Origin of the sequence: Klebsiella pneumoniae, from assembly GCF_000742135.1 — a bacterium.
In the GTDB taxonomy this organism is placed as follows: Bacteria; Pseudomonadota; Gammaproteobacteria; order Enterobacterales; family Enterobacteriaceae; genus Klebsiella; species Klebsiella pneumoniae.
Genome location: NZ_KN046818.1, coordinates 1183280 through 1206421, shown reverse-complemented (window position 1 = coordinate 1206421; position 23142 = coordinate 1183280). Strand labels below are relative to the sequence as shown.

General features: G+C 62.8%; 17 protein-coding genes. 9 read left to right on the top strand and 8 right to left on the bottom strand.

Features of this window, described 5'->3' with window-relative positions; all coding sequences use genetic code 11:
- Positions 1–7: 7 nt before the first annotated feature.
- Both entE and entC read right to left on the bottom strand, forming a co-directional pair.
- Complete coding sequence (gene entE / locus DR88_RS19405) at positions 8–1615, bottom strand: (2,3-dihydroxybenzoyl)adenylate synthase EntE (protein WP_004147529.1); 1608 nt, start codon at positions 1613–1615, stop codon at positions 8–10.
- Between the two features lie 9 nt (positions 1616–1624).
- The gene (gene entC / locus DR88_RS19410) at positions 1625–2800 is read right to left on the bottom strand and encodes an isochorismate synthase EntC (RefSeq protein WP_004147528.1); all 1176 of its coding nucleotides are present in this window, start codon (positions 2798–2800) and stop codon (positions 1625–1627) included.
- Positions 2801–2988: 188 nt separating this feature from the next.
- Between entC and fepB the strand changes: the two genes are divergently transcribed.
- Positions 2989–3948, top strand: coding sequence for a Fe2+-enterobactin ABC transporter substrate-binding protein (gene fepB / locus DR88_RS19415; RefSeq protein ID WP_004147526.1), 960 nt, complete (start codon positions 2989–2991; stop codon positions 3946–3948).
- A 375-nt stretch (positions 3949–4323) separates the two neighbouring features.
- Here fepB and entS read toward each other — a convergent pair whose 3' ends face one another.
- Positions 4324–5565 (bottom strand): enterobactin transporter EntS, encoded by a 1242-nt coding sequence (gene entS / locus DR88_RS19420; protein ID WP_004147525.1) that lies wholly within the window; start codon positions 5563–5565, stop codon positions 4324–4326.
- Positions 5566–5677: 112 nt separating this feature from the next.
- Between entS and fepD the strand changes: the two genes are divergently transcribed.
- The 3 genes from fepD to fepC are packed head-to-tail and all read left to right on the top strand — an operon-like array spanning position 5678 to position 8465.
- Positions 5678–6685 carry a Fe(3+)-siderophore ABC transporter permease gene (gene fepD / locus DR88_RS19425; protein WP_004176917.1) on the top strand — a complete coding sequence of 336 codons (1008 nt, stop codon included), beginning with the start codon at positions 5678–5680 and terminating at the stop codon, positions 6683–6685.
- On the top strand, positions 6682–7674 hold the full coding sequence (gene fepG / locus DR88_RS19430) for an iron-enterobactin ABC transporter permease (RefSeq protein ID WP_004147521.1): 993 nt from the start codon (positions 6682–6684) through the stop codon (positions 7672–7674). Before fepD ends, fepG begins: the two co-directional genes overlap by 4 nt.
- Positions 7671–8465, top strand: coding sequence for an iron-enterobactin ABC transporter ATP-binding protein (gene fepC, locus DR88_RS19435; RefSeq protein WP_002893737.1), 795 nt, complete (start codon positions 7671–7673; stop codon positions 8463–8465). The genes fepG and fepC overlap by 4 nt, the downstream gene beginning before the upstream one ends.
- Before the next feature lie 64 nt (positions 8466–8529).
- On the opposite strand, the gene entF is transcribed toward fepC, so the two are convergent.
- The 3 genes from entF to fes are packed head-to-tail and all read right to left on the bottom strand — an operon-like array spanning position 8530 to position 13861.
- A complete protein-coding gene (entF, locus tag DR88_RS19440; protein WP_032443810.1) occupies positions 8530–12411 on the bottom strand; it encodes an enterobactin non-ribosomal peptide synthetase EntF in 3882 nt (1293 codons plus the stop codon).
- A gap of 10 nt (positions 12412–12421) precedes the next feature.
- The gene (locus DR88_RS19445) at positions 12422–12625 is read right to left on the bottom strand and encodes an MbtH family protein (RefSeq protein WP_004176919.1); all 204 of its coding nucleotides are present in this window, start codon (positions 12623–12625) and stop codon (positions 12422–12424) included.
- 27 nt (positions 12626–12652) lie between these two features.
- Positions 12653–13861: an enterochelin esterase gene (gene fes, locus DR88_RS19450; RefSeq protein ID WP_004147519.1), complete on the bottom strand. Its 1209-nt coding sequence runs from the start codon at positions 13859–13861 to the stop codon at positions 12653–12655.
- A 259-nt stretch (positions 13862–14120) separates the two neighbouring features.
- Between fes and fepA the strand changes: the two genes are divergently transcribed.
- Positions 14121–16349, top strand: coding sequence for a siderophore enterobactin receptor FepA (gene fepA, locus DR88_RS19455; RefSeq protein WP_032443809.1), 2229 nt, complete (start codon positions 14121–14123; stop codon positions 16347–16349).
- A 66-nt stretch (positions 16350–16415) separates the two neighbouring features.
- Entirely contained in the window at positions 16416–17039 is a 624-nt protein-coding gene (entD, locus tag DR88_RS19460; protein WP_025862089.1) for an enterobactin synthase subunit EntD, read from the top strand.
- A 51-nt stretch (positions 17040–17090) separates the two neighbouring features.
- Here the strand turns inward: entD and DR88_RS19465 are convergent, their stop codons facing one another.
- Positions 17091–18026: a transketolase family protein gene (locus DR88_RS19465; protein WP_023282274.1), complete on the bottom strand. Its 936-nt coding sequence runs from the start codon at positions 18024–18026 to the stop codon at positions 17091–17093.
- Positions 18019–18849: a transketolase gene (locus DR88_RS19470; RefSeq protein WP_032443807.1), complete on the bottom strand. Its 831-nt coding sequence runs from the start codon at positions 18847–18849 to the stop codon at positions 18019–18021. The genes DR88_RS19465 and DR88_RS19470 overlap by 8 nt, the downstream gene beginning before the upstream one ends.
- A gap of 374 nt (positions 18850–19223) precedes the next feature.
- Between DR88_RS19470 and DR88_RS19475 the strand changes: the two genes are divergently transcribed.
- The 3 genes from DR88_RS19475 to DR88_RS19485 all read left to right on the top strand — a co-directional run bounded on the left by DR88_RS19475 (position 19224) and on the right by DR88_RS19485 (position 23139).
- Positions 19224–20174, top strand: coding sequence for a sugar-binding transcriptional regulator (locus tag DR88_RS19475; RefSeq protein WP_002893602.1), 951 nt, complete (start codon positions 19224–19226; stop codon positions 20172–20174).
- Between the two features lie 349 nt (positions 20175–20523).
- Entirely contained in the window at positions 20524–22044 is a 1521-nt protein-coding gene (locus DR88_RS19480) for an FGGY family carbohydrate kinase (protein WP_002893599.1), read from the top strand.
- A 159-nt stretch (positions 22045–22203) separates the two neighbouring features.
- On the top strand, positions 22204–23139 hold the full coding sequence (locus DR88_RS19485) for a D-ribose ABC transporter substrate-binding protein (RefSeq protein ID WP_004147509.1): 936 nt from the start codon (positions 22204–22206) through the stop codon (positions 23137–23139).
- Positions 23140–23142: the final 3 nt, after the last annotated feature.

Here is a 23142-nt window from a genome sequence, read left to right as displayed (position 1 = left end):
TTCTCCTTCAGCCCAGCTTGCCTTCGGCTAGCCACTGACGTAATTGTTTTTTATCGACTTTGCCCACCGGCGTCAGCGGCAGCGCGGCAACGCACTCCACGCGGTCCGGCAGTTTAAATTCCGCCACCCCCTGCTCGCGCAGGAAGCGGCGCACGGCGACGGCGCGCAGCGGCGAGGTCACCACCAGATAAGCGCAGCTTTTCTCGCCCAGCAGATTGTCTTCGATGCTGACCAGCGCGGCGTGGATCACCGCCTCATGGCGCAGCAGCAGGTTTTCGATCTCTTCAGCGGCGATCTTCTCGCCGCCGCGGTTGATCTGATCTTTTTCCCGGCCCTGGACGGTGATATACCCATCTTCGTCGATCGAAATCAGATCGCCGGAGCAATAAAACCCCTCGGCGTCAAAGGCTTCCGCGTTATGCTGCGGGCTGTTGTAGTAGCCGCGGAAAGTGTACGGCCCGCGGGTCATCAGGCGGCCCACTTCGCCGCGCGGCAGCGGGTTGCCGTCGGCATCCGCTACCCACACTTCATCGTCCGGGCACATCGGACAGCCCTGGGTATTGATGATCCGCTCCGGGCTATCGTTAAGGCGGGTGTAATTCACCAGCCCCTCCGCCATGCCGAACACCTGCTGCAGCTGGCAGCCGATTTCCGCCGGAATGCGCGCGGCGAGGGTCGCTGACAGGCGCGCGCCGCCGACCTGCAACAGCTGCAGCGATTGCAACTGGGCGTTGCTGCCCCATTCGTGAATCGCCTGCAGCCACAGGCTGACCGCCGGCGGCACCAGCGAGGCAACGTTGATCTGATGTTGTTCAATCAGCGGGAAACAGAGCGTGGCGCTCGGGTCGGCGGCGAGGATCACCCGCCCGCCGGCGAGGAAGACGCCGAGCGAACCCGGGGAACTCATCGCATAGTTATGCGCCGCCGGCAGCGCGTTGAGGTAGCGCGTTTCAGCGTTAATCCCACAGATCTCGTTGCTGCGGCGGATACTGTAGTCGTAATCGTTATGGGTGCGTGGGATAAGCTTCGGCGTCCCGGTGCTGCCGCCGGAGAGCTGGAAAAAGGCCACTTCGTCGGCAGGGGTTGGATTGGCGATAAAGTTATCCGCCGGGCGGTTAATCTCCGTCGCCAGATCGCGCTCGCCGCCGTCGTTACGCAACAGTGCGACGCGCAGGGAAGGATGTTCCGCGATAAACGCGTGGAGAAAGCTATCGTCAGCAAACAGCGCGTGCTCGCGATCGGCAATCAGCAGCGCCGGTTTAATCTGCGCGGCGTAGGCATTAAGTTCGCTGCGCTGGTGGCTGAACAAAGCGTTCACTGGCGCGACGCCGATGCGCAGCAGCGCAAAGAAGGTCATGTAAAACTCGGCGACATTGCCCAACTGCACCAGCGCGGTCTCCCCGCGCTTCAGTCCCTGGCGCTGCAGCGAGCAGGCGAGGTTGTCCACCAGCTGGTTAAACTGGCGGTAGCTAATCTGCCGCTCGCCATCGATAATCGCCACGGCGTCGTTTTCCGCGTGACGGGTGATCAGATTGGTTAACGGCAGATCCTGCCAGTAGCCTTTTTGACGATAGCGGGCCGCAAACTCTTCCGGCCAACGGGTAAATGCAATCATCCTTGCCTCTTAGTTCAAGCCAAATACGTTAAGCATGGTGGTCAGTTTGACGCCGGTTTCGCGCCATTCGCCCAGCGGCGAGGAGGCCGGAACAATGCCCGCGCCGGCAAACAGGCGCAGCGTACGCTGCTGCAGACGCGCGCAGCGGATAGTCACCACCCACTCGCCGTTGCCTTCGTCATCGCACCAGCCGACGATGCCGCCGAACAGCTGGCGATCGAAGGGTTCCAGTTCAGCAATCAGGCGCTTCGCCGCCTGATGCGGGAAACCGCTCAGCGCCGGCGTCGGGTGCAGCAGACAGGCCAGCGACATGGCGTTTTCTTCCGCCAGCGCGGTGCCTGCGATCGGCGTCGCCAGATGCCAGAGCGTCGGGGTGGTAATCAGCTGCGGCGACTCCGGTAGCGACAGCTGACTGCTGCGCGGGCCCAGCACGCTCTTCATCGCCTGGGTCACCAGCTCGTGCTCGTGGCGATCTTTGCCGGAGGCCAACAGCCTGTTGCCTGCTTCCCGGTCCAGCACATCGTCCGGCTGGCGACGGGCGGAGCCGGCCAGCGGCAGAGAGCTGAAGTGCTGTCCTTCTTTACGCAGCAGCAGCTCCGGGCTGGCGCCCAGCAGCACGCCGCCGTCGGAGAGCGGCACGTGGAAGTTAAAGCTGGCGGGGTTCTGGGCGATCAGTCGCTCCATCAGCGCGCCGCTGTCGACGCGGTGGCGGGTGGTAATATCGATAAGCCTTGATAGCACCACTTTGTCGACTTCCGGGGTGGCGGTCAGCGCGGCGGCGCGTTCCACCATGGCTAAAAACGCGTCCTGCTCCGGGATCTCCCGACGCTCCACCACCTCCATCGCCTCCAGCGGCGCGGCATAGCGGGCGGAACGCTGCTTTTCCGGGCGAGAGAACGCTTCCCAGCGCTCGGGGATATAGAGCTCGGAAGGCTGACAGGTGTCGAACGGGATAGCCCCGACCATCACCGGCTTGCGGATCCCCGCCGCCCGGGCCTCGGCAAAGGCGGCCGCCATCTGCTGCTGGAACTCGCCGTTCAGCGCATCGCCGCCAACGGCGGGCTGTGAGAAGCGACGGAAGCAGCCTGAAGTGGTAAAACTGCGGTACGGCGACATAAAGAAGAAGCTGTCCGGCGACAGGGTCCGGGTCGGTTTCTTTACATCCTCAGCCAGTGACGTTTCCATATCATCCTCCAAAAACGATAAAGATATTAAGAATAATTATCATTTATATTTTGGTTGGCTAACCTAAAAGGTATTGCCCGCCATGTCAACCGCGTTACGTCATGGCGCCGCCACTTTGGCTTGCATCCTGCTGACACAAAGTTGAAAATGAGACGCATTTATCACCTTTCAAATCAGGATGCGATGACGTGAACTTCTTTTCTTTCTGCCGCCGCGGTGCGCTGACCGGCATGCTGTTGCTTTTAGGAATTACCTCAGCCCAGGCGGCGGACTGGCCGCGCCAGGTCACCGACAGCTACGGGACGCATACCCTGCCGAGTCAGCCGCTGCGCATTGTCTCCACCAGCGTGACGCTTACCGGTTCGCTGCTGGCGATTGACGCTCCGGTGGTCGCCAGCGGCGCGACCACGCCGAACAACCGCGTCGCCGATAGCCAGGGCTTTCTGCGCCAGTGGAGCGAGGTTGCCAAAGCCCGCAAGCTGGCGCGGCTGTACATCGGCGAACCAAGCGCCGAAGCGGTGGCCGCCCAGATGCCGGATCTGATCCTGGTGAGCGCGACCGGCGGCGACTCCGCCCTGCCGCTGTACGATCAGCTTAAAACCATCGCCCCGACGCTGGTCATCAACTATGACGATAAAAGCTGGCAAACCCTGCTCACCCAGCTGGGGCAGATCACCGGTCATGAACAACAGGCCAGCGCGCGCATTGCCGACTTCAATAAACAGCTCGTTTCGTTAAAAGAAAAAATGAAACTGCCGCCGCAGCCGGTGACCGCCCTGGTCTATACCGCCGCCGCGCACAGCGCCAATATCTGGACGCCGGAATCGGCTCAGGGGCAGATGCTCGAACAGCTGGGCTTTAGCCTGGCGACGCTGCCGGGCGGCCTGCCCGCCAGCCATAGCCAGGGTAAACGCCACGATATCGTGCAGCTGGGCGGGGAGAACCTCGCGGCCGGTCTGAACGGCCAGAGCCTGTTCCTGTTCGCCGGCGATCAGAAAGATGCGGATGCCATCTACGCCAACCCGCTGCTGGCGCATCTCCCGGCGGTCGCAGGCAAACGCGTCTACCCGCTGGGCACCGAGACCTTCCGCCTTGACTACTACAGCGCTCTTCTGGTGCTCCAGCGTCTCTCCAGCCTGTTCGGCTAACGCGGGCTGCGCCATCAGGACGGGCACTCGGCCTGCACACCTTGCCGGGCGGCGCTGCGCTTGCCCGGCCTACAATGCCAGCGTCCCCCAGTCCAGACCGTAGGCCCGGTAAGGCGCAGCCGCCACCGGGCATCAGGCCGGGCACGCAACCTGAACTCTTTGCCGGGCGGCGCGGCGCTTGCCCGGCCTACAATGCCAGCGTCCCCCAGTACCGTAGGCCCGGTAAGGCGTAGCCGCCACCGGGCATCAGGCCGGGTACGCGGCCTGAACTCTTTGTCGGGCGGCGCTCCGCTTGCCCGGCCTACTGAGCTTGCACCGGCCTGCCGTACCCCAGGCCCGGTAAGGCGCAGCCGCCACCGGGCAAGCGCACCCTACTTAACTTTCGTTGACAATTTCCGGGCGCTGGAAACGGCGCAGCTCGCGTAGCAGCCCAACCAGCAGCACACCGACAAGCGCCAGCGCCCAGCCGCTGGCGCTGGCGGATGCCGCCGGCGTCATCACCGCCCCTAAGCCGCCGAGCAGCGCCGCGCCGATGGCGTCGCCGGTGACGTTTTGCGCGGTCCACAGACCGTTAATCCGCCCGAGCATATGTTCCGGCGTCTGGGTCTGGATCAGGGTGTACTGCAGCAGCGAGCTAATAGCGCTCAGCCAGCCAAACAGCGCCAGGCACAGCGCGCCCAACGCCCAGTGCGGCATCAGGCTGAACAGCGCAATGGCGACAAACGATCCCACCGTGGTCGCCAGCATCAGCGCGCCCGGCCGCACCGTCTGGGCCAGCTGGCCGCTGGTCAACGCCCCCAGCGCCGCACCGAGCGGAATAGCGGCGTACAACAGGCCAATCTGTCCGGCCGACATCTGCCAGCTACCGGCCAGCGCCGGATAGAGCACCCGCACCGCGCTGGCCATGGTCAGCAGACCGCCAAGCAGCGCAATCCCGCCGATAAGCGGGCTCCGGCAGAGGAAGGTCAGCCCCGCCAGCAGGGAGCGCAGCGGATGCTCGCGCGGCTGCGGAGGCGGCGGCAGCTGCGGCAGACGCAGCAGGGTTAAGGTGGTGATAAAGGTCCCCGCCGCCGCCAGGCCGAAGTTCCACGCCACGCCGCCGGTGGCCAGCAGCAGGCCGCCGATCATCGGCGAAATCACCGAGCCAAGGCGCACCGTCAACATGGTGATGGCCCCGGCCTGCATCAGGTTTTCCCGCCCCACCAGCGCCGGGGTCGCCGCCAGCAGCGCGGTCACCCCCAGCGAGGCGAAGAACCCATCCCAGATCCCCAGCAGATAAATCGCCGCCAGCGACGGCTCCGGCAGCAGGGCGTTCAGACACAGGCCGACAAAACCCACGCCGCAGGTGCCGCGCGCCAGCAGGATCAGGCGTTTACGTTCATAGCGGTCAGCCAGCACGCCCCCCACCATCAGACCAACAAACATCGACGCCCCGGTCAGCGTCACCGACAGCCCGACCTGCCAGGTCGAATGGGTCATCATCTGGATCTGCACCGGGATGGCCACGCCCAGCAGGCCAAGCGACAGAATAGAGATAAAGCGAGCGATAAAAACGGCGCGAAACGCCGGGTGAGTTTTCAGCAGGCTGAGATTGAGCAGCCAGGATTGTCGGTTCATTACAGCGCCTTGTCGTTATTTTTAATACCCTTTTTACTGTGGGTCATGCTACCATAGCTGAATAAAATCGATAACGATAATTACTATCATTATCATATCAGGGATGTCAGTTATGTCGTTTTCTACGACCGCGGTACGCTCTGTCGCCGTGCCCGGATTGTTGCTATTACTCGCCTTAGCCGCCGCGCTTAGCCTGACCATCGGCGCCAAATCGTTGCCGATCGGCACGGTATTCACCGCCTTCAGCGGAACCTGTCAAAGCGCTGATTGCACTATTGTGCTGGACGCGCGCCTGCCGCGCACTCTGGCCGGTCTGCTGGCCGGCGTCGCCCTCGGCCTCGCCGGCGCGCTGATGCAAACGCTCACCCGCAACCCGTTGGCCGACCCCGGCCTGCTGGGGGTCAACTCCGGCGCCAGCTTCGCCATCGTCCTCGGCGCGGCGCTGTTCGGGATCACTTCCCCGCAGGAGCAGCTGCTGCTGGCGTTCTGCGGCGCGCTCTGCGCCTCGCTGCTGGTAGCCTTTACCGGCAGCCAGGGCGGCGGTCAGCTGAGCCCGGTGCGCCTCACTCTCGCCGGGGTCGCCCTTGCGGCGGTACTCGAGGGGCTGTCCAACGGCATCGCCCTGCTCAACCCGGACGTCTACGATCAGCTACGCTTCTGGCAGGCCGGTTCGCTGGATATCCGCACCCTGCAAACGCTGAAAATTGTCCTGCTGCCGGTAGTCGTGGCGGGGATCGCCGCTCTGCTGCTGAGCCGGGCGCTGAACAGCCTGAGCCTGGGCAACGATACCGCCACCGCCCTCGGCAGCCGCGTCGCCCGCACCCAGCTGATCGGCCTGATCGTCATCACCGTCCTGTGCGGCAGCGCCACCGCCGTCGTCGGCCCCATCGCCTTTATCGGCCTGATGATGCCGCATATGGCGCGCTGGCTGGTGGGGGCCGATCATCGCTGGTCGCTGCCGGTCACCCTGCTCGCCACCCCGGCCCTGCTGCTGTTTGCCGACGTGATTGGCCGCCTGCTGGTGCCCGGCGAACTGCGGGTATCGGTGGTGAGCGCCTTTCTCGGCGCGCCGGTGCTGATCTGGCTGGTGCGCCGCCAGCCGCGGGGAGGTGGCCTGTGATTGCCCCGTCCCGCCGCCTGATAGCCAGCTGTCTGCTGCTAATGGCCGCCAGCCTGCTGATTTCCCTGCTCGGGCTGGCGCAAGGCCCGGTGCCCCTGACGATTGACCAGGTGTTCTCGGCGCTGTTCGGCGATGCGCCGCGCAACGTCGCGATGGTGGTGAACGAATGGCGGCTGCCGCGGGTGTTAATGGCGCTGCTCATTGGCGCCGCGCTCGGCGTCAGCGGCGCCATTTTCCAGTCGCTGACCCGTAACCCGCTCGGCAGCCCGGACGTGATGGGCTTTAACACCGGCGCCTGGAGCGGCGTGCTGGTGGCGATGGTCCTCTTCGGCCAGAACCTGACGGCGATCGCCCTGGCGGCGATGGCCGGCGGGGTGCTGACCTCGCTGGTGGTCTGGCTGCTGGCCTGGCGCAACGGGATCGAGACCTTCCGCCTGATCATTATCGGCATCGGCGTGCGCGCCATGCTGGTGGCATTCAACACCTGGCTGCTGCTGCGCGCCTCGCTGGAGACCGCCCTTTCTGCGGGCCTGTGGAACGCCGGATCGCTTAATGGCCTGACGTGGGGTAAAACCTGGCCGTCGGCGCCGCTGATCCTGTTGATGCTGGTGGGCAGCGCCCTGCTGGTTCGCCGGATGCGGCTGCTGGAGATGGGCGACGATACCGCCTGCGCGCTGGGGGTGCAGGTCGAGCGTTCGCGCCTGCTGCTGATGCTGGTGGCGGTGGTGCTCACCGCCGCCTCGACGGCGCTGGCCGGGCCGATCTCATTTATCGCGCTGGTGGCGCCGCATATCGCCCGCCGCCTGAGCGGCACGGCCCGCTGGGGACTGACCCAGTCGGCCCTGTGCGGCGCGCTGCTGCTGGCGCTGGCCGATTACGGCGCCCAACGGCTGTTTATGCCGTGGCAGCTGCCGGTTGGCGTGTTAACCGTCAGCCTCGGCGGTATTTACCTTATTGCATTGTTGATTCAGGAGTCCCGCAAAAAATGAGTGCTGTCCCCTCCCGTTTGCGCGGCGAGCAGTTAACCCTGGCCTACGGGAACAAGACCATCGCCGAGTCGCTGAACGTGACCATCCCTGACGGTCACTTCACCGCCATTATCGGCCCCAACGGCTGCGGCAAGTCGACGCTATTGCGCACCCTCAGTCGCCTGATGACGCCGGCCAGCGGCCACGTCTGGCTCGACGGCGCGCAGATCCAGCAGTACGCCAGTAAAGAGGTTGCCCGCCGCATCGGGCTGCTGGCGCAGAATGCCACCACCCCTGGCGATATCACGGTGCAGGAGCTGGTGGCCCGCGGGCGCTATCCGCACCAGCCGCTGTTTACCCGCTGGCGCAAAGAAGATGAAGAGGCGGTGAACAAGGCGATGCGGGCGACCGGGATCAGCGATCTGGCGCTGCAGAGCGTCGACACGCTTTCCGGCGGCCAGCGGCAGCGGGCGTGGATTGCGATGGTGCTGGCCCAGGAAACGGCGATTATGCTGCTGGATGAGCCGACCACCTGGCTGGACATCAGCCATCAGATCGACCTGCTGGAACTGTTGAGTGAGCTGAATCGCGAGAAGGGCTATACCCTGGCGGCGGTGCTGCACGATCTTAACCAGGCCTGCCGCTACGCCACCCACCTGATCGCCCTGCGCGACGGCAGGATCGTCGCCGAGGGGGCGCCGAAGGAGATCGTCACCGCCGATCTGATTGAACGGATTTACGGTCTGCGCTGCACGATCATTGAAGATCCGGTGGCGCATACGCCGCTGGTGGTCCCGCTGGGCCGCCGGTAATCTCCTCTTTCCCCGGCTTGCGCTACGCTGAGCCGGGCTACCTGCTGTAGCCCGAACTCAACCGTTACCCCAGAATCTCCCTGACCACCGGACCGATGGCCTCAAAGGCCTGCGGGGAGATGATATCGACGTGGGCGCAGTTCTGGCTGAACACCTCCAGTTCCCCCACCCACGGGCCCCATACGACCTGCGGATCCATCCCCTCCTGCCGCGTCTTCTCCGCCACGAACAGCGTCGCCTTGCCGTCAAACTTCGCGCTGTGGGCAGTAGTTAACAGCCGCACCGCATCGGCATAGTTGCCTTCGATGGCGCTGAACAGCTCGCCGGAGGCTTGCCCCTGCTGGGCGGCGAGGAACGCTTCGCGCTCGCGGTCGATCTCCGCCAGTACCTCGGGATCCAGCCCGTTGGCCTCTTTCTCCGCCCAGTTTTGCGTCTCCGGCGGCCAGGTATCCAGCAGGCCGAGGAAGGCCACCGCTTCGCCGCGCTGGCGCAAGCGGGCGGCAATCCCCTGGGCTAAGGTGCCGCCCAACGAATACCCGAACAGGTAATAAGGGCCGTGCGGCTGCTGCGCCAACAGCGTTTGCAGATGATGCTCGCAGACCTCGTCGAGGCTGGCGGCGCTGGCCATCGGCCCCTGCGGGCGCGGCGACTGAATACCGGTAATTGACCAGCGCGGGCTGAGATAGCGCGCCAGCACGCTGAACTGCCAGGCGAAGCCGGAGGCCGGATGGAAGCAGAACAGCGTCGGACCGTCGCTCTCGCGCAGCGGCAGAAGCGTATCCAACCCCAGGCGCTGAGCCTGCTCATCGCTGAGATCGGCGGCCAGCAGCGCGCTCAGTTTGCCCACCGTCGAGGCCACCATCACCTGCCCCGGGGTCACCTGCCGCGCCAGCTGGCGGCTGAGCTGTGCCGCCAGGCGCATCGCCAGCAGCGAATGGCCGCCAAGGGCGAAGAAATCGGCGTCGATATCGTTCACCTCGCAGCCCAGCAGCTGGCTGAAGGCGGCGGCGACAAGAGTTTCCATGCCGGGCTCCGGCGGCCGGCCGCTGCGCTCGCCGCCGAGGGTCGGCAGCGGCAGCGCTTTGCGGTCCAGTTTGCCGTTGGCGCTCAGCGGCAGCTCAGCGAGCTGCATCAGCACCACCGGCACCATATGCGGCGGCAGCTGTTCCGCCAGCCGCGCTTTCAGCGCCGCGGTATCCAGCGGCAGGCCGGAGTCAGAGACCAGATAGCCCACCAGCTGTCGGGCATCACCGCCGGTCGCCGCCGCCTGGTTGAAGACGCAGGCGTGACTCACCGCCTGCCCCACGTCCGGCAGGGCCAACATCACCCGATCAATCTCGCCAAGCTCGATGCGCTGCCCGCGGATCTTCAGCTGATCGTCGCTGCGGCCAAGGTACTCCACCGCGCCGTTCGTCAGCCAGCGCGCCACGTCGCCGGTGCGATACATCCGCTCGCCGGGGGCAAACGGGTCGGCGATAAAGCGGCTGGCGGTGAGATCCGGGCGCCCCAGATAGCCCTGCGCCAGCTGGATGCCGGTGAGATAAAGATCCCCCGCCACCCCCGGCGGCACCGAGCGCATCGCGGCATCGAGAATGCGCAGCCCGGTGTTCCACACCGGCCAGCCAATCGGCACGCTGCTGCCGGTCACCGCCGCCAGCTCAGATCCGCAGGCCGGGTACCAGCTGACGTCCACCGCCGCCTCCGTCGGGCCGTACAGGTTATGCAGCGGCGCGCCGGTTAAGCGCTCCCACTCGCGGCACAATTCCGTCGGCAGCGCTTCGCCGCTGCAGAATACCCGCCGCAGCGTGCGGCAGGCAGCGACGCTGTCGGCATCCAGCGAGGCGACAAACGCCGCCAGCATCGACGGCACAAAGTGGGTGGTGGTCACGCCGTAGCGGGCGAAGAACTGCTGCATCGCCTGCGGGTCGCGGTGCGCCTCCGGCTCGGCCATCACCAGCTGCGCGCCGGCGATAAACGGCCACCAGAATTCCCACACCGACACGTCGAAACTGCACGGCGTTTTCTGCGCCACCACGTCGTCGGCAGATAACGGATAGCGATCCTGCATCCACAGCAGGCGGTTGACGATGGCGGTCTGGCCGACCATCACCCCTTTCGGCCGCCCGGTGGAGCCGGAGGTAAAGATGATGTAGGCGGTATGGTCTGGTTTTGACACCGCCAGCGGCGCGTCATCCCCGGCGGCCAGCGGCTGCTGGTAGCAGAGGCTTTCCAGCCCCGGAATATCGCTGAAGCGGGCCAGCTGGTCCTCCGTGGCGATCAGCAGCGACGGCCGGGCGTCTTCCAGCATCATCCGCAGGCGGTCGTCCGGGTAGCCGGTGTCCAGCGGCAGCCAGGCGGCCCCCGCTTCGACAATGCCGTGCAGCGCCAGGGTCAGGAACACCGAGCGCGGCAGGGCCACCGCCACGCTGTCGCCCGGCTTCACGCCGCGCTGACGCAGCAGCTGCGCGAGCGCCACCACCTGCTGACGCATCTCGCGATAGCTGAACTGCCAGCGGGCGTCCGCCAGCGCCGGCGCATCCGGGGTCTTCCGCGCCTGGTCGGCCACCAGCGCGCTGAGGGTGGTGGCAGGCAGCGGCACAGCGGTATCGTTGACCGCCGCCAGCCGGGCCAGCTCGTCGGCGGAGAGCATCTCTGCTTCGCCGCAGCGCAGCGCCGGATCGGCGGCGAACTGCGCCAGCAGCGCGGTCAGTCGCGCCATGTGGCGACGGAGCTCGGCTTCGTCGTACCGGGCCTTGTTGGCGAGGATCTCCAGCGACAGCCCGACGGTCTCATCCGGGAACAGCGCCAGCTCGAGATCGTTGACCGGGCCGGTGGCGAGGGTGTGGGTCACTGCCAGCACACCATCGATATCCAGCTGGTAATCAAAGACTTTGACGTTCAGCACCGGGCCGAACAGCGGTTCGTCCCCTGCCGCTTTGCCGCTGTCGCGGACGATCTGTTCGGCGTCATAGCGCTGATGGCGGCGCATCTTTTTCAACTGACCGGCGAGGCGCATCGCCAGGTCCGCCAGCGTCTCCTGGGCGTCAATATGCACCGCCAGAGGCAGGACATTGAGCACCGGCCCCGTCGAGGTCAGCGCGGCTGAACCCATCCGGCGCATAAAGATAAAGCCCGCCGCGTAGTCCATCCGGTTGCACAGGCGGCCCAGCCACAGCGTGGTGAGCGCCAGCGCCAGGTCAGCGGGCTGACACTGCGGCGCATGGCTGGCCAGACGGCGGAAGGCGTCGGCGTTCATCTCCAGCTTCATCCGCCAGATATCGCTCCCGGCGGCGCGCCCGCCCAGTGGCGCGGCAGAGAGTGAGGCTGGCGCCGGTAACGCCTGGCGCTGGGCCTGCCAGAAGGCTTTATCCCGCTGCCAGGCCTCGCTGCCGGCGTAGCGCTGGTACTCGTCCACCACCTCGGCGAAGGGGGTGAAAGGCGACTCAGGAGTGGCTTCCCCACGCTGCCAGGCGCGGTAAATGGCGGCGATCTGCCGGGTTATCGCCGGGAAGCTGAAGCCATCCACCAGCAAGTGGTGATATCGCTGATACCAGTACCAGCGGTCGTCGCCGACGCACAGCAGCTGATGGCACACCAGCGGGTTGCCGCCGTCGACGCGCAGATCCTGCGCCAGGTCCGCCTGCATCCGCTCCGTGGCGGCGCGATGCGGATCCGGCGCCGTACGCAGGTCAATGATCGACGGTTCGGCAAAGGTGCGGTCGGCCGCCAGCCACTGCCAGACTTCCCCCTCCTCTTCCTCAAAGCGCAGGCTGAGGGTGTCCGCCTGCTGCAGACCAGCGACAATCGCTTTTCCCAGCAGCGTCGGGTCGAGTGCGCCGCGCAGTTCAACATAGTGGGCCACGCTCCAGGCGCCTGGCAGAGTGGAGAGGCGCTCGGCCATCCAGATCCCCGGCTGCGCGGCAACCAGCGGTAAACGAGTGGTCATTGTCAGCTCCTTATGACGCATGATGGGCGGGGGTCAGGGTTGACCAGTTGGCCGCCAGCCAGGCGTTGCAGGCCTCGGCCGACTGCGGGGGGCACACCACCGTCCAGCCGGCAGGCAGGTCGCAGTGCGCCGGCCACAGGCTGTACTGCTGTTGATCATTGCGCAGAATGTAAAACTGCCCTTGCGGATTGTCGAAGGGGTTACTGAATTGCATATCAAACTCCTGTCGTAAAACGCGATGCTAAGGGTGCGACAGCAGAGGCTGCCAGAGCTGGATAAGCCCTGCCGTCAGCCCGCCGCGCCAGCAAAGCGCATCATGCCCGCCGTCAACCTGACGCCAGAAAATCGTCTGCTGTGTTGTGGTGAGTTGCGCCAGTAGCGCCTGGTTCGCGCGAAAAATGATCGGTTCGCGTTGGCCCGCTTCCAGCCAGACGCGCAGCCCGGCCGCGGACACCTCACCCTGGCGAAGCTGTTCGCCGATAAAGCCCGTCCCGCGGCCATCACGGTGCGGCCACCAGTAGGAGCCTGACTGGCTGAGCACGCAGCCAAAGCGCTGCGGCCAGTTGAGAGCGGCGAACATCGCCGCCAGACCGCCGAAGCTTTGCCCGGCCACCACCGTCCGATCCGGGCGGTCGCTGAACGGGGCATAGCCGTGGACCAGCGGCAGGAGCTCCTCCTGCACCGCCAGCCAGAAATCGCGGTGACAGGGCAGCTCAACCCCGCGGCGCTGGTTGTCGATCGCGTCGATCAGCAGGTAGACCGCCGGCGGCAGTCTCCCCTCGCGGGTCAGGGCGGCCAGCGGCGACCACACCGGCATGCTCTCGGCCCAGAACTGGCCGTCGAGCAGGATCGCCAGCGGCCGCGTTTGCGGGTCGACAGCCTCGCCGGTGGTGTAGATCCAGACCCGGCGATGGTTGCCCAGACGCGCGCTGCGCCACTCAAGGCAACGGGCGGCAGGATGTGCCTCATTAAGCGGGTCCCAGCCAGGCTGCGCGGGGGCCTGCGGCATCTCCAGGGCGGACACGCCATGGCCGCGTCCGCCCCGCCAGCTGTGCGGGTTCAGCGGATCGGCTATCGCCCGCGGCAGCAGTTTGCGCCAGCCTTCGCGTAGCAGCGCGCGGTCGGGCGCATCAGCGCTGAACACCTCAGGGGAAAAATCATCGTCACGGTCGGAGGGAATAAAACAGTAGCTGCCGCGCCAGGTCGGCGACAGCGTAGTGCGCCAGAACCAGGCGTCGGTCCCGGGGAGACGTTGCAGCGATTGCGGACGCGCATTCTGATGGTGGTCGGTCACGCCGGTGATATAGAGCCATACCCGACGATGGGGAGAGCGGGTTTCATCCCCCGCCGGGTCCCGCCACCAGAACGTTACCTCGATGGCGTCATCCACTGCGCGGCACTGCGGCCCCCGCAGGGTTTGCCACCACTCCTCGCTTCCTGTCCTTAACATTCTGTCATTAACCCTATGTATAGCGTGACTTTTTTAATTAATTGTCATTATTTATTGATAATATTATTGATAACTATTTGCATTTGCAATAGCGTATTAGCGCGCCGTGGGAAGCGCGTCTTTCATCAGAACATGTCAAATCGGGCTTATTCAGCCAGCGACGGAGTGCCTTTGCCCGCTTTTGGCAACATTTATGCCGCCTCCCCTCCCGGTGGGAAGGGGCGTTTGGGGAACGTGGCGACAAAAAGCAGGAATAACAATGAATAACAGGATCAAATCCCTGGCCTTGCTGGTCAATCTGGGAATTTACGGGGTTGCTTTTCCGTTAAGCGCAGCGGAAACCGCCACCGACGATAAAAACAGCGCCGCTGAAGAGACCATGGTGGTCACCGCCGCCGAGCAGAACCTGCAGGCGCCGGGCGTCTCCACCATCACCGCCGATGAGATCCGCAAACGCCCCCCGGCGCGCGACGTCTCGGAGATCATTCGCACCATGCCGGGAGTCAACCTGACCGGCAACTCCACCAGCGGCCAGCGCGGCAACAACCGCCAGATTGATATCCGCGGCATGGGCCCGGAAAATACCCTGATCCTGATCGACGGCAAGCCGGTCACCAGCCGCAACTCCGTGCGCCTTGGCTGGCGCGGCGAGCGCGACACCCGCGGCGATACCAGCTGGGTGCCGCCGGAGATAATCGAACGTATCGAAGTGATTCGCGGCCCGGCCGCCGCCCGCTACGGCAACGGCGCCGCCGGCGGCGTGGTGAATATCATCACCAAAAAAACCGGCGATGAGTGGCACGGCTCATGGAACACCTATATGAACGCCCCGGAGCACAAGGATGAAGGCTCCACCAAACGCACTAACTTCAGCCTCAGCGGCCCGCTGGGCGGCGATTTTAGCTTCCGCCTGTTCGGTAACCTCGACAAAACGAAGGCCGACGCCTGGGATATCAACCAGGGCCATCAGTCCGAGCGTACCGGGATCTATGCCGATATTCTGCCGGCCGGGCGCGAAGGGGTGAAAAACAAAAACATCGATGGTCTGGTGCGCTGGGAATTCGCTCCGATGCAGTCGCTGGAGTTTGAGGCCGGCTACAGCCGCCAGGGCAACCTCTACGCCGGCGATACCCAGAACACCAACTCCAACGACCTGGTAAAAGAGAACTACGGCAAAGAGACCAACCGTCTGTATCGCAACACCTACTCGGTTACCTGGAACGGCGCCTGGGACAACGGGGTGACCACCAGCAACTGGGCGCAGTACGAGCGCACCCGCAACTCGCGCAAAGGCGAAGGCCTAGCCGGCGGCACCGAGGGGATCTTTAACAGCAACCAGTTCACGGATATCGATCTGGCGGATGTGATGCTGCACAGCGAAGTCAGCATTCCCTTCGACTATCTGGTTAATCAGAACCTGACGCTGGGCAGCGAGTGGAATCAACAGCGGATGAAGGATAACGCGTCCAACACCCAGGCGCTGTCGGGAGGCGAAATTCCGGGCTACGACAGCACCGGCCGCAGCCCGTACTCGCAGGCGGAAATCTTCTCGCTGTTCGCCGAGAACAACATGGAGCTGACCGACACCACCATGCTGACTCCGGCGCTGCGTTTCGATCATCACAGCATTGTCGGCAATAACTGGAGCCCGTCCCTCAACCTGTCGCAGGGCCTGTGGGATGACTTCACGCTGAAGATGGGCATCGCCCGCGCCTATAAAGCGCCGAGCCTGTATCAGACCAACCCGAACTACATTCTCTACAGTAAAGGCCAGGGCTGCTACGCCAGTAAAGACGGCTGCTATCTGCAGGGTAATGACGACTTAAAAGCCGAGACCAGTATCAACAAAGAGATTGGCCTCGAGTTTAAACGCGACGGCTGGCTGGCGGGCGTCACCTGGTTCCGCAACGACTACCGCAACAAGATTGAAGCGGGCTATGCCCCAGTCTATCAAAACAATAAAGGTACCGATCTCTACCAGTGGGAAAACGTGCCGAAAGCGGTGGTGGAAGGTCTGGAGGGGACGTTGAACGTTCCGGTGAGCGAGACCGTCAACTGGACCAACAACATCACCTATATGCTGCAGAGTAAGAACAAAAAGACCGGCGATCGTCTGTCGATTATCCCGGAATACACGCTGAACTCCACCCTGAGCTGGCAGGTTCGCGATGACGTTTCGCTGCAGTCGACCTTCACCTGGTACGGCAAGCAGGAGCCGAAGAAGTACAACTACAAGGGTCAACCGGTCACCGGCAGCGAGAAGAACGAGGTTAGCCCCTACAGCATCCTCGGCCTGAGCGCGACCTGGGACGTCACCAAATACGTCAGTCTGACCGGCGGCGTGGATAACGTCTTCGATAAGCGCCACTGGCGCGCGGGCAACGCCCAGACCACCGGGGGCGCCACCGGCACGATGTACGGCGCCGGCGCCGAGACCTACAATGAATCGGGCCGCACCTGGTACCTGAGCGTCAACACCCACTTCTGATAGCGGGTTCTCCCTCCCCCGCCCTTGCTGGACAAAGGGCGGGGGCAACCGCGGTAACCTTACCCTATGCGCCACCATCGCACCGCTTTGCCTCTGGCCGGCTATACCATCCAGCAGATCGACTTCGACCCGGCGACTTTCCAGCCTGAAGATCTGTTCTGGCTGCCCTATCACGCCAGCCTGACCGGGTGGGGCCGCAAGCGGCAGGCGGAGCACCTGGCCGGACGCATCGCCGCGGCATACGCCCTGCGCGAGGTGGGGGAGAAACGGCTTCCCGCCATCGGCGATCGGCGCCAGCCGCTGTGGCCCACGCCCTGGTTCGGCAGCATAAGTCATTGCGGCCAGCGCGCGCTGGCGGTGATCGCCGATCGGCCGGTGGGCGTCGATATCGAGCGCCGGTTTACCCCACAGCTGGCCGCGGAGCTGGAGAGCAGCATTATCAGCCCGGCGGAAAAAACGGCGCTGCTGCGCAGCGGCCTGCCCTACCCGCTGGCGCTGACGCTGGCGTTTTCGGCAAAAGAGAGTGGGTTTAAGGCCTGCCATCCCGACGTACAGGCGGGCGTCGGTTTTAACGATTTTACGCTGGCTGCAATAAAGGAAGGAAATCTGCGTCTTCGGCTCTCTACCGTGGAGTATCGGCTGCAATGGATTCAGGCAGGGGAATACATCATCACGCTCTGCGCGCCGTAAAAAAACCCGCGCGGCATTCCGCACGGGTTATCGGTTTTAGACGGCGAAAAATCAGCGCATTTTCTGCGCCAGCTCCGCGACGGAAGCGGCATCGAAACCGTGGTGTTTACGCAGCCAGCCGCGATCTGCCGCCGCCGCATACTCACCATCCGGGATCCCCAGACGTTTGAGCGGGATACCCACCCCAGCCTCAGCTAATACTTCCGCCACCAGGCTTCCCACCCCGCCGTTGACGTTATGCTCCTCCACCGTAATCACCGCTTTGCACGGCTTCAGCGCCGCCAGCAGCGCGGCGGTATCGCAGGGGCGAAGAGATGGCACGCTCACCACTTTGGCCTGAATCCCCGCGTCGGCCAGCATCTGCGCCGCATCGACGATCTCATGCACCGTCGAGCCGGTGGCCACCAGCGCGATATCATCGCCTTCCCTCAGCGTGACGATCGCGCCCGGTACAAAGCGATAGCTTTCATCGTGCAGTTCCGGCAGCGCCTTGCCATCGAGGCGAATATAGACCGGCCCCTGATAACCGATGGCGTAATCAATAATCTGCCGACATTCGCGCGGCGAGGACGGGGCGAAAATCTGGATATTGCCGAAGCCGCGCATCACCGCCAGATCGTCAATGGCATGGTGGGTGCTGGCCAGCGGGCCGTAGCTGGCTCCGGCGTTAAGGCCAAACAGCTTGACGTTGGTGTTGTTGTAACAGACATCCACTTTGATTTGCTCATTGGCCCGCGAGATAAGAAACGGCGCGGCGTTACAGGTCACAGCCACTTTTCCGCCCAGCGCCAGACCGGCGGCGGTGCCGACCATGCTCTGCTCGGCGATGCCGACGTTCACCAGCCGGCCGGGGAACTGTTTAATAAACGGCGCGATTTTGGCCGTTGACGTGGAGTCGGCTACCACCGGCACCAGATCGACGCCGCGCTCCACGGCGGCGATAAAGGCTTCGACCATGACGTTAGCCAGGTGTTCTGCATTACTCATCTTTCAGTTCCTCCAGTGCCAGTGCAATTTCTTCGCCTTTCGGCACCCGGTGGTGCCACTCCGGGCGCCCCTGGATAAAGGAAATACCGGCACCTTTCGTGGTGTTGGCAATAATAACGTTGGGTTTACCTTCCTGCTTCAACCCCTCGATGACCGAGACCACCGAGGCCATGTCGTTACCCTGGCATTCGCTGACTTCCATACCGAAGGCGCGCCATTTATCGGCCAGCGGATCGGTATTCATGATTTCGCGCGTCGGCCCGGCCAGCTGGAGGTTGTTCTTATCATTAATAATGACCAGATTATCCAGGCCGTAATGTGCAGCCGCCAGGGCGGCTTCCCAGTTACTGCCTTCCGCCAGTTCGCCGTCGCCGGTGATCAAAAAAATGCGGCGGGTGCTGTTGCTTTTCTTCGCGGCCAGCGCCAGCCCCACCGCAACAGGCAAACCGTGGCCCAGCGCGCCGGTGTTGAGCTCGATGCCCGGCGTTTTTTGCCGCACCGGGTGGCCGGGGAGATGGGAATTGGCATGCTGGTAGGTCTCCAGCCACTCGACCGGGAAGAAGCCGGCTTCCGCCAGGACGCAGTAGTAGCAGCCCACGGCGTGGCCTTTCGACTGGATGTAGATATCGCGCTGCGGGTCGTCGAGCCGGTCCGGCGCGACGTTAAGGACGCGGAAATAGAGCGCGGTTAACAGTTCGACCTGCGAAAGGCCAGCCCCGGTGTGGCCGCCGGCCGGACTATTGGCGTTTAAGCGCACAATATGGCGCCGCACCGCGCGGGCTTTACGCTCCAGCGTCTGAATATCATATCTGTAGGGATTCATTTCACACCTCTGAATTTATTTTCAGCATGGAATATTTATTCCAGCAAGGACTAAAAAAACCAGATATCCCTATGCCGGGTGGTAAGCCTTCTGCCACAGCGCCCTACTCAGGAACATTCTGCCTCCCGCTCCAGGCGAAGCCCGGATAAACACATTGACTCGAAATCGCCTTGAATATATATTCAATAATGATTCTTTATTCGATTATGGCCTGGCTGTTTTGTTTTTGTCCATAGTCGATTTTGAGGATTGGCAAAAGTTAGACGCCTGTCACACTTAAGTCTGATTTTTTTTCGCGTATGATAAAAGTCACTACGATAATGGCTGCAGCTAACCGCCTGAAGAAAGGCGATAAATGATTTTCGAGGATTAATATGGCTAAGCAGGATGAACAACGGCTATTGGTTAAGATTGCCACGCTTTACTATCTGGAAGGACGAAAGCAGTCTGATATCGCCCAACTTCTCTCGCTGTCTCAGTCATTTGTCTCCCGCGCCATTACCCGCTGCCAGAAAGAAGGCGTCGTCAAGATCAGCGTCGTTCAGCCGTCCAACATCTTTCTGAAGCTCGAAAAAGGGCTTGAGGATCGCTACGGCCTTAAGCAGGCGGTGGTGGTGGATACCGAGGAAGAGGCCAGCGATCATACCATCAAGCGGGCGATTGGCTCCGCCGCCGCCCACTATCTGGAAACCCGGCTGCGGCCAAAAGATCTGATTGGCGTCTCCTCGTGGAGCTCAACCATTCGCGCGATGGTCGATGAAGTTCATGCGCAAAACCTGAAAGCCAGCGGCGTGATCCAACTGCTCGGCGGCGTCGGGCCAAACGGTAACGTGCAGGCGACGATTCTTACCCAGACCCTCGCCCAGCGCCTGAATTGCGACGCCTGGCTGCTGCCGTCACAGAGCATCGAAGGATCCATGGAGGAGCGCAACCGGCTGCTGGCCAGCAAAGACGTCGCTGACGTGGTGTCGCGCTTTGATGAAGTGGATATCGCCATCGTCGGCATCGGCATTCTCGAACCCTCTCAACTGCTGAAAACCTCCGGTAACTACTATCACGAAGATATGCTGCAGGTGCTGGCGGCGCGCGGCGCGGTGGGTGATATCTGCCTGCACTACTACGACAAAAACGGCCATCCGGTGTTACGCGATGATGAAGATCCGGTGATCGGTATGGCGCTGGAGAAGGTCAAAAAATGCCCGAACGTGGTCGCGCTGGCCGGCGGTACCGACAAAGTCGCGGCCATCAAAGGCGCCCTCACCGGCGGCTACATTGATGTTTTAATCACCGATTACCCTACCGCTCGCATGCTGGTTAGCGACTAACCTGCCGCGCTGCTTTTCCTCTCTGCCGCCCTGACGTGCTTTTTTAGCTTCAGGGCTGGCTCTGTTAATACATTTAAATTCAATCAGTTAATCAACCACTCCAGCCGCCTATCGCCGCTTTCGCCGATCGGCGAAATGTGATTGCCAGCACAATTGATGATTTTTCCGGTAGCCCGTCACCGGGTTTGTGGCTTAAGGTATCAAATAAATAATCACTATCGAATATATATTCAGTGATTAAAAAGATGATAATGAAATGTCACAACATGGCCTGCACAGACGCAGGAGACGGTGGGAGATATTCCTCGTCTTCGCGGTTCCAGGACACCGAGTGACCGAGGAGAGCACGATGCAGGCGACAGCAAAAGAGTTCATCATTGCCCTGGATGAAGGCACCACCAACGCCAAAGCGGTGGTGCTGGATAGCCGGGGCAAAGTTATCGTCAAATTCTCGCAGCCGCTGGCGATCCAAACGCCGCGCGACGGCTGGGTGGAGCAATCGGGCGAAGCGCTGGTTACCGCCTCACTGACGGTGATCGCCAGCGCGGTGGCCCACGTTGGCGCGGAAAACGTCGCCGCGCTGGCTATCAGCAACCAGCGGGAAACCGCCATTGGCTGGTATCGCGACAGCGGCGAACCGATTAACGCGGCCATTACCTGGCAATGCACCCGCAGCGCCGCGTTCTGCGACACGCTGCGTCACGATCGTCAGGAACAGCACATTAAGCGTGCCACCGGCCTGCCAATCGCCCCGCTGTTCTCGGCCTCCAAAATGCGCTGGCTGCTGGATGCGACTGTCGATGGCCACCTGCGCGCCGAACGCGGTGAGATTTGCCTCGGCACCATCGACAGCTGGCTGCTGTGGAATCTGACTGCTGGAGAAGCCTTCTGCTGCGACTACTCCAATGCCTCCCGCACCCAGCTGCTGAACCTGCACCGCGGCGAGTGGGACGACGAGATGCTGGCGCTGTTCGGCATTCCGCGCGCGGCGTTGCCGGAAATTAAACCGTCGAGCGGCCTCTTCGGCCATACCAAAGGACTGGCCGCCATTCCGGACGGTATTCCGATCATGTCGATGATCGGCGACTCCCACGCCGCGCTGTTCGGCCACGCGCTCGGCGAGGCAGGCTGCGTCAAAGCCACCTACGGCACCGGCTCTTCGGTCATGGCCCCGGTCAAATCGGCGCAGTGCGATATCGACGCGCTGGCGACCACCGTCGCCTGGCACGATGGCGACCAGCTGGTGTGGGGCCTGGAAGGGAATATTCCCCACACCGGCGATGCTGTCGCCTGGATGGCGGACAGCACCGGACTGAGCGAACTCTCTGCCGCCGAGCTGGCCCATGAGCTGAATACCCTCCCCGCCTCCGTCGACTCAACCCTCGGGGTCTACTTCGTGCCGGCGCTGACCGGTCTTGGCGCGCCCTGGTGGGATGACAGCGCCCGCGGCGTGATTTGCGGCCTGAGTCGCGGGGTGAAACGCGCGCATCTGATCCGTGCGGCGCTGGAGTCCATCACCTATCAGATAGCCGACGTGGTGGTGGCGATGCGTCAGCATGAGGAGTTCACCCTGACGGCGTTGATGGTGGACGGCGGGCCGACCAACAATGACTGGCTGATGCAATACCAGGCCGATCTGCTCGGCTGCCCGGTGATGCGCAGCGACGTGCCGGAGCTGTCCGCCATCGGCGCGGCGTTGCTGGCACGCAAAGCGCTCCATCCGGGATCGACCGCCGATCTGCAGGCCTTCTTAACCGAACATAGCACCTTTCAGCCCGACATGGCCCGCCACCAGCGCTTACAAACGCGCTGGCAGGAGTGGCGCCATGCGGTCGACCGAACATTATGGAAACCGGACTCGCCAGCCTGACCGCCAGACTGCGCGACGACACGCATTCACTTATCACAGGAGAAACCCGGCCCATAACGATATCGCTATCCCCGAATACATTAGGGGAAATTTCAGACCGTAAAAGCCTGCCCGCTCAGGGGCTCATTTGTTCGAATATAAAAATACAGGAACAGAGTCATGAAATTACGTATAACCCTTTTAACCGCTGCGACCCTGACCGCCTTCTCCTTTGCCGCGCACGCCGCGGAGAAAGGCACCATTATGATCATGGTCAACTCGCTGGATAACCCGTATTACGCCTCGGAAGCCAAAGGCGCCAGCGAAAAAGCGCAAGCTCTCGGCTACAAAACCACCGTGCTGTCCCATGGCGAAGATGTCAAAAAGCAGAATGAGCTTATCGACACCGCGATTGGTAAAAAAGTGCAGGGCATTATTCTCGATAACGCTGACTCCACCGCCAGCGTCGCCGCCGTTGAAAAAGCCAAAAAAGCGGGCATTCCGGTGGTCTTAATTAACCGCGAAATTCCGGTTGATGATGTGGCACTGGAACAAATTACCCACAATAACTTCCAGGCCGGCTCTGAGGTCGCCAACGTCTTCGTCGAGAAAATGGCGGAGAAAGGCAAATACGCCGAGCTGACCTGCAACCTCGCCGATAATAACTGCGTCACCCGTTCTAAATCTTTCCATCAGGTCATTGACCAGTATCCGGATATGGTCAGCGTGGCGAAACAGGATGCCAAAGGCACCCTGCTCGACGGCAAACGCATCATGGACAGCATCCTGCAGGCGCACCCCGACGTGAAAGGCGTCATCTGTGGCAACGGGCCGGTAGCCCTTGGCGCGATTGCGGCGCTGAAAGCGGCCAACCGTAGCGATGTGATTGTCGTCGGCATCGACGGCAGCAACGATGAGCGCGACGCCGTGAAAGCCGGCACCCTGCAGGCAACCGTAATGCTGCAGGCGCAGGCCATCGCCGCTCAGGGCGTCACCGATCTGGATAACTACCTGCAAAAAGGCGAGAAGCCGGCGAAGCAGCGCGTGATGTTCCGCGGCATTCTGATTACCCAGGATAACGCCGATAAAGTCCAGGATTTCAACATTAAGTCCTGAGTT

Coding starts and splice junctions, on each gene's coding strand:
- entC (WP_004147528.1), bottom strand. CDS start 2,800: ATGGAAACGTCACTGGCTGAGGATGTAAAGAAACCGACCCGGACCCTG.
- entF (WP_032443810.1), bottom strand. CDS start 12,411: ATGACCACTCGTTTACCGCTGGTTGCCGCGCAGCCGGGGATCTGGATG.
- entS (WP_004147525.1), bottom strand. CDS start 5,565: ATGAACCGACAATCCTGGCTGCTCAATCTCAGCCTGCTGAAAACTCAC.
- DR88_RS19465 (WP_023282274.1), bottom strand. CDS start 18,026: ATGAGTAATGCAGAACACCTGGCTAACGTCATGGTCGAAGCCTTTATC.
- DR88_RS19470 (WP_032443807.1), bottom strand. CDS start 18,849: ATGAATCCCTACAGATATGATATTCAGACGCTGGAGCGTAAAGCCCGC.
- DR88_RS19480 (WP_002893599.1), top strand. CDS start 20,524: ATGCAGGCGACAGCAAAAGAGTTCATCATTGCCCTGGATGAAGGCACC.
- entE (WP_004147529.1), bottom strand. CDS start 1,615: ATGATTGCATTTACCCGTTGGCCGGAAGAGTTTGCGGCCCGCTATCGT.
- fepC (WP_002893737.1), top strand. CDS start 7,671: ATGAGTGCTGTCCCCTCCCGTTTGCGCGGCGAGCAGTTAACCCTGGCC.
- DR88_RS19445 (WP_004176919.1), bottom strand. CDS start 12,625: ATGCAATTCAGTAACCCCTTCGACAATCCGCAAGGGCAGTTTTACATT.
- DR88_RS19475 (WP_002893602.1), top strand. CDS start 19,224: ATGGCTAAGCAGGATGAACAACGGCTATTGGTTAAGATTGCCACGCTT.
- DR88_RS19485 (WP_004147509.1), top strand. CDS start 22,204: ATGAAATTACGTATAACCCTTTTAACCGCTGCGACCCTGACCGCCTTC.
- fepD (WP_004176917.1), top strand. CDS start 5,678: ATGTCGTTTTCTACGACCGCGGTACGCTCTGTCGCCGTGCCCGGATTG.
- entD (WP_025862089.1), top strand. CDS start 16,416: ATGCGCCACCATCGCACCGCTTTGCCTCTGGCCGGCTATACCATCCAG.
- fes (WP_004147519.1), bottom strand. CDS start 13,861: ATGTTAAGGACAGGAAGCGAGGAGTGGTGGCAAACCCTGCGGGGGCCG.
- fepA (WP_032443809.1), top strand. CDS start 14,121: ATGAATAACAGGATCAAATCCCTGGCCTTGCTGGTCAATCTGGGAATT.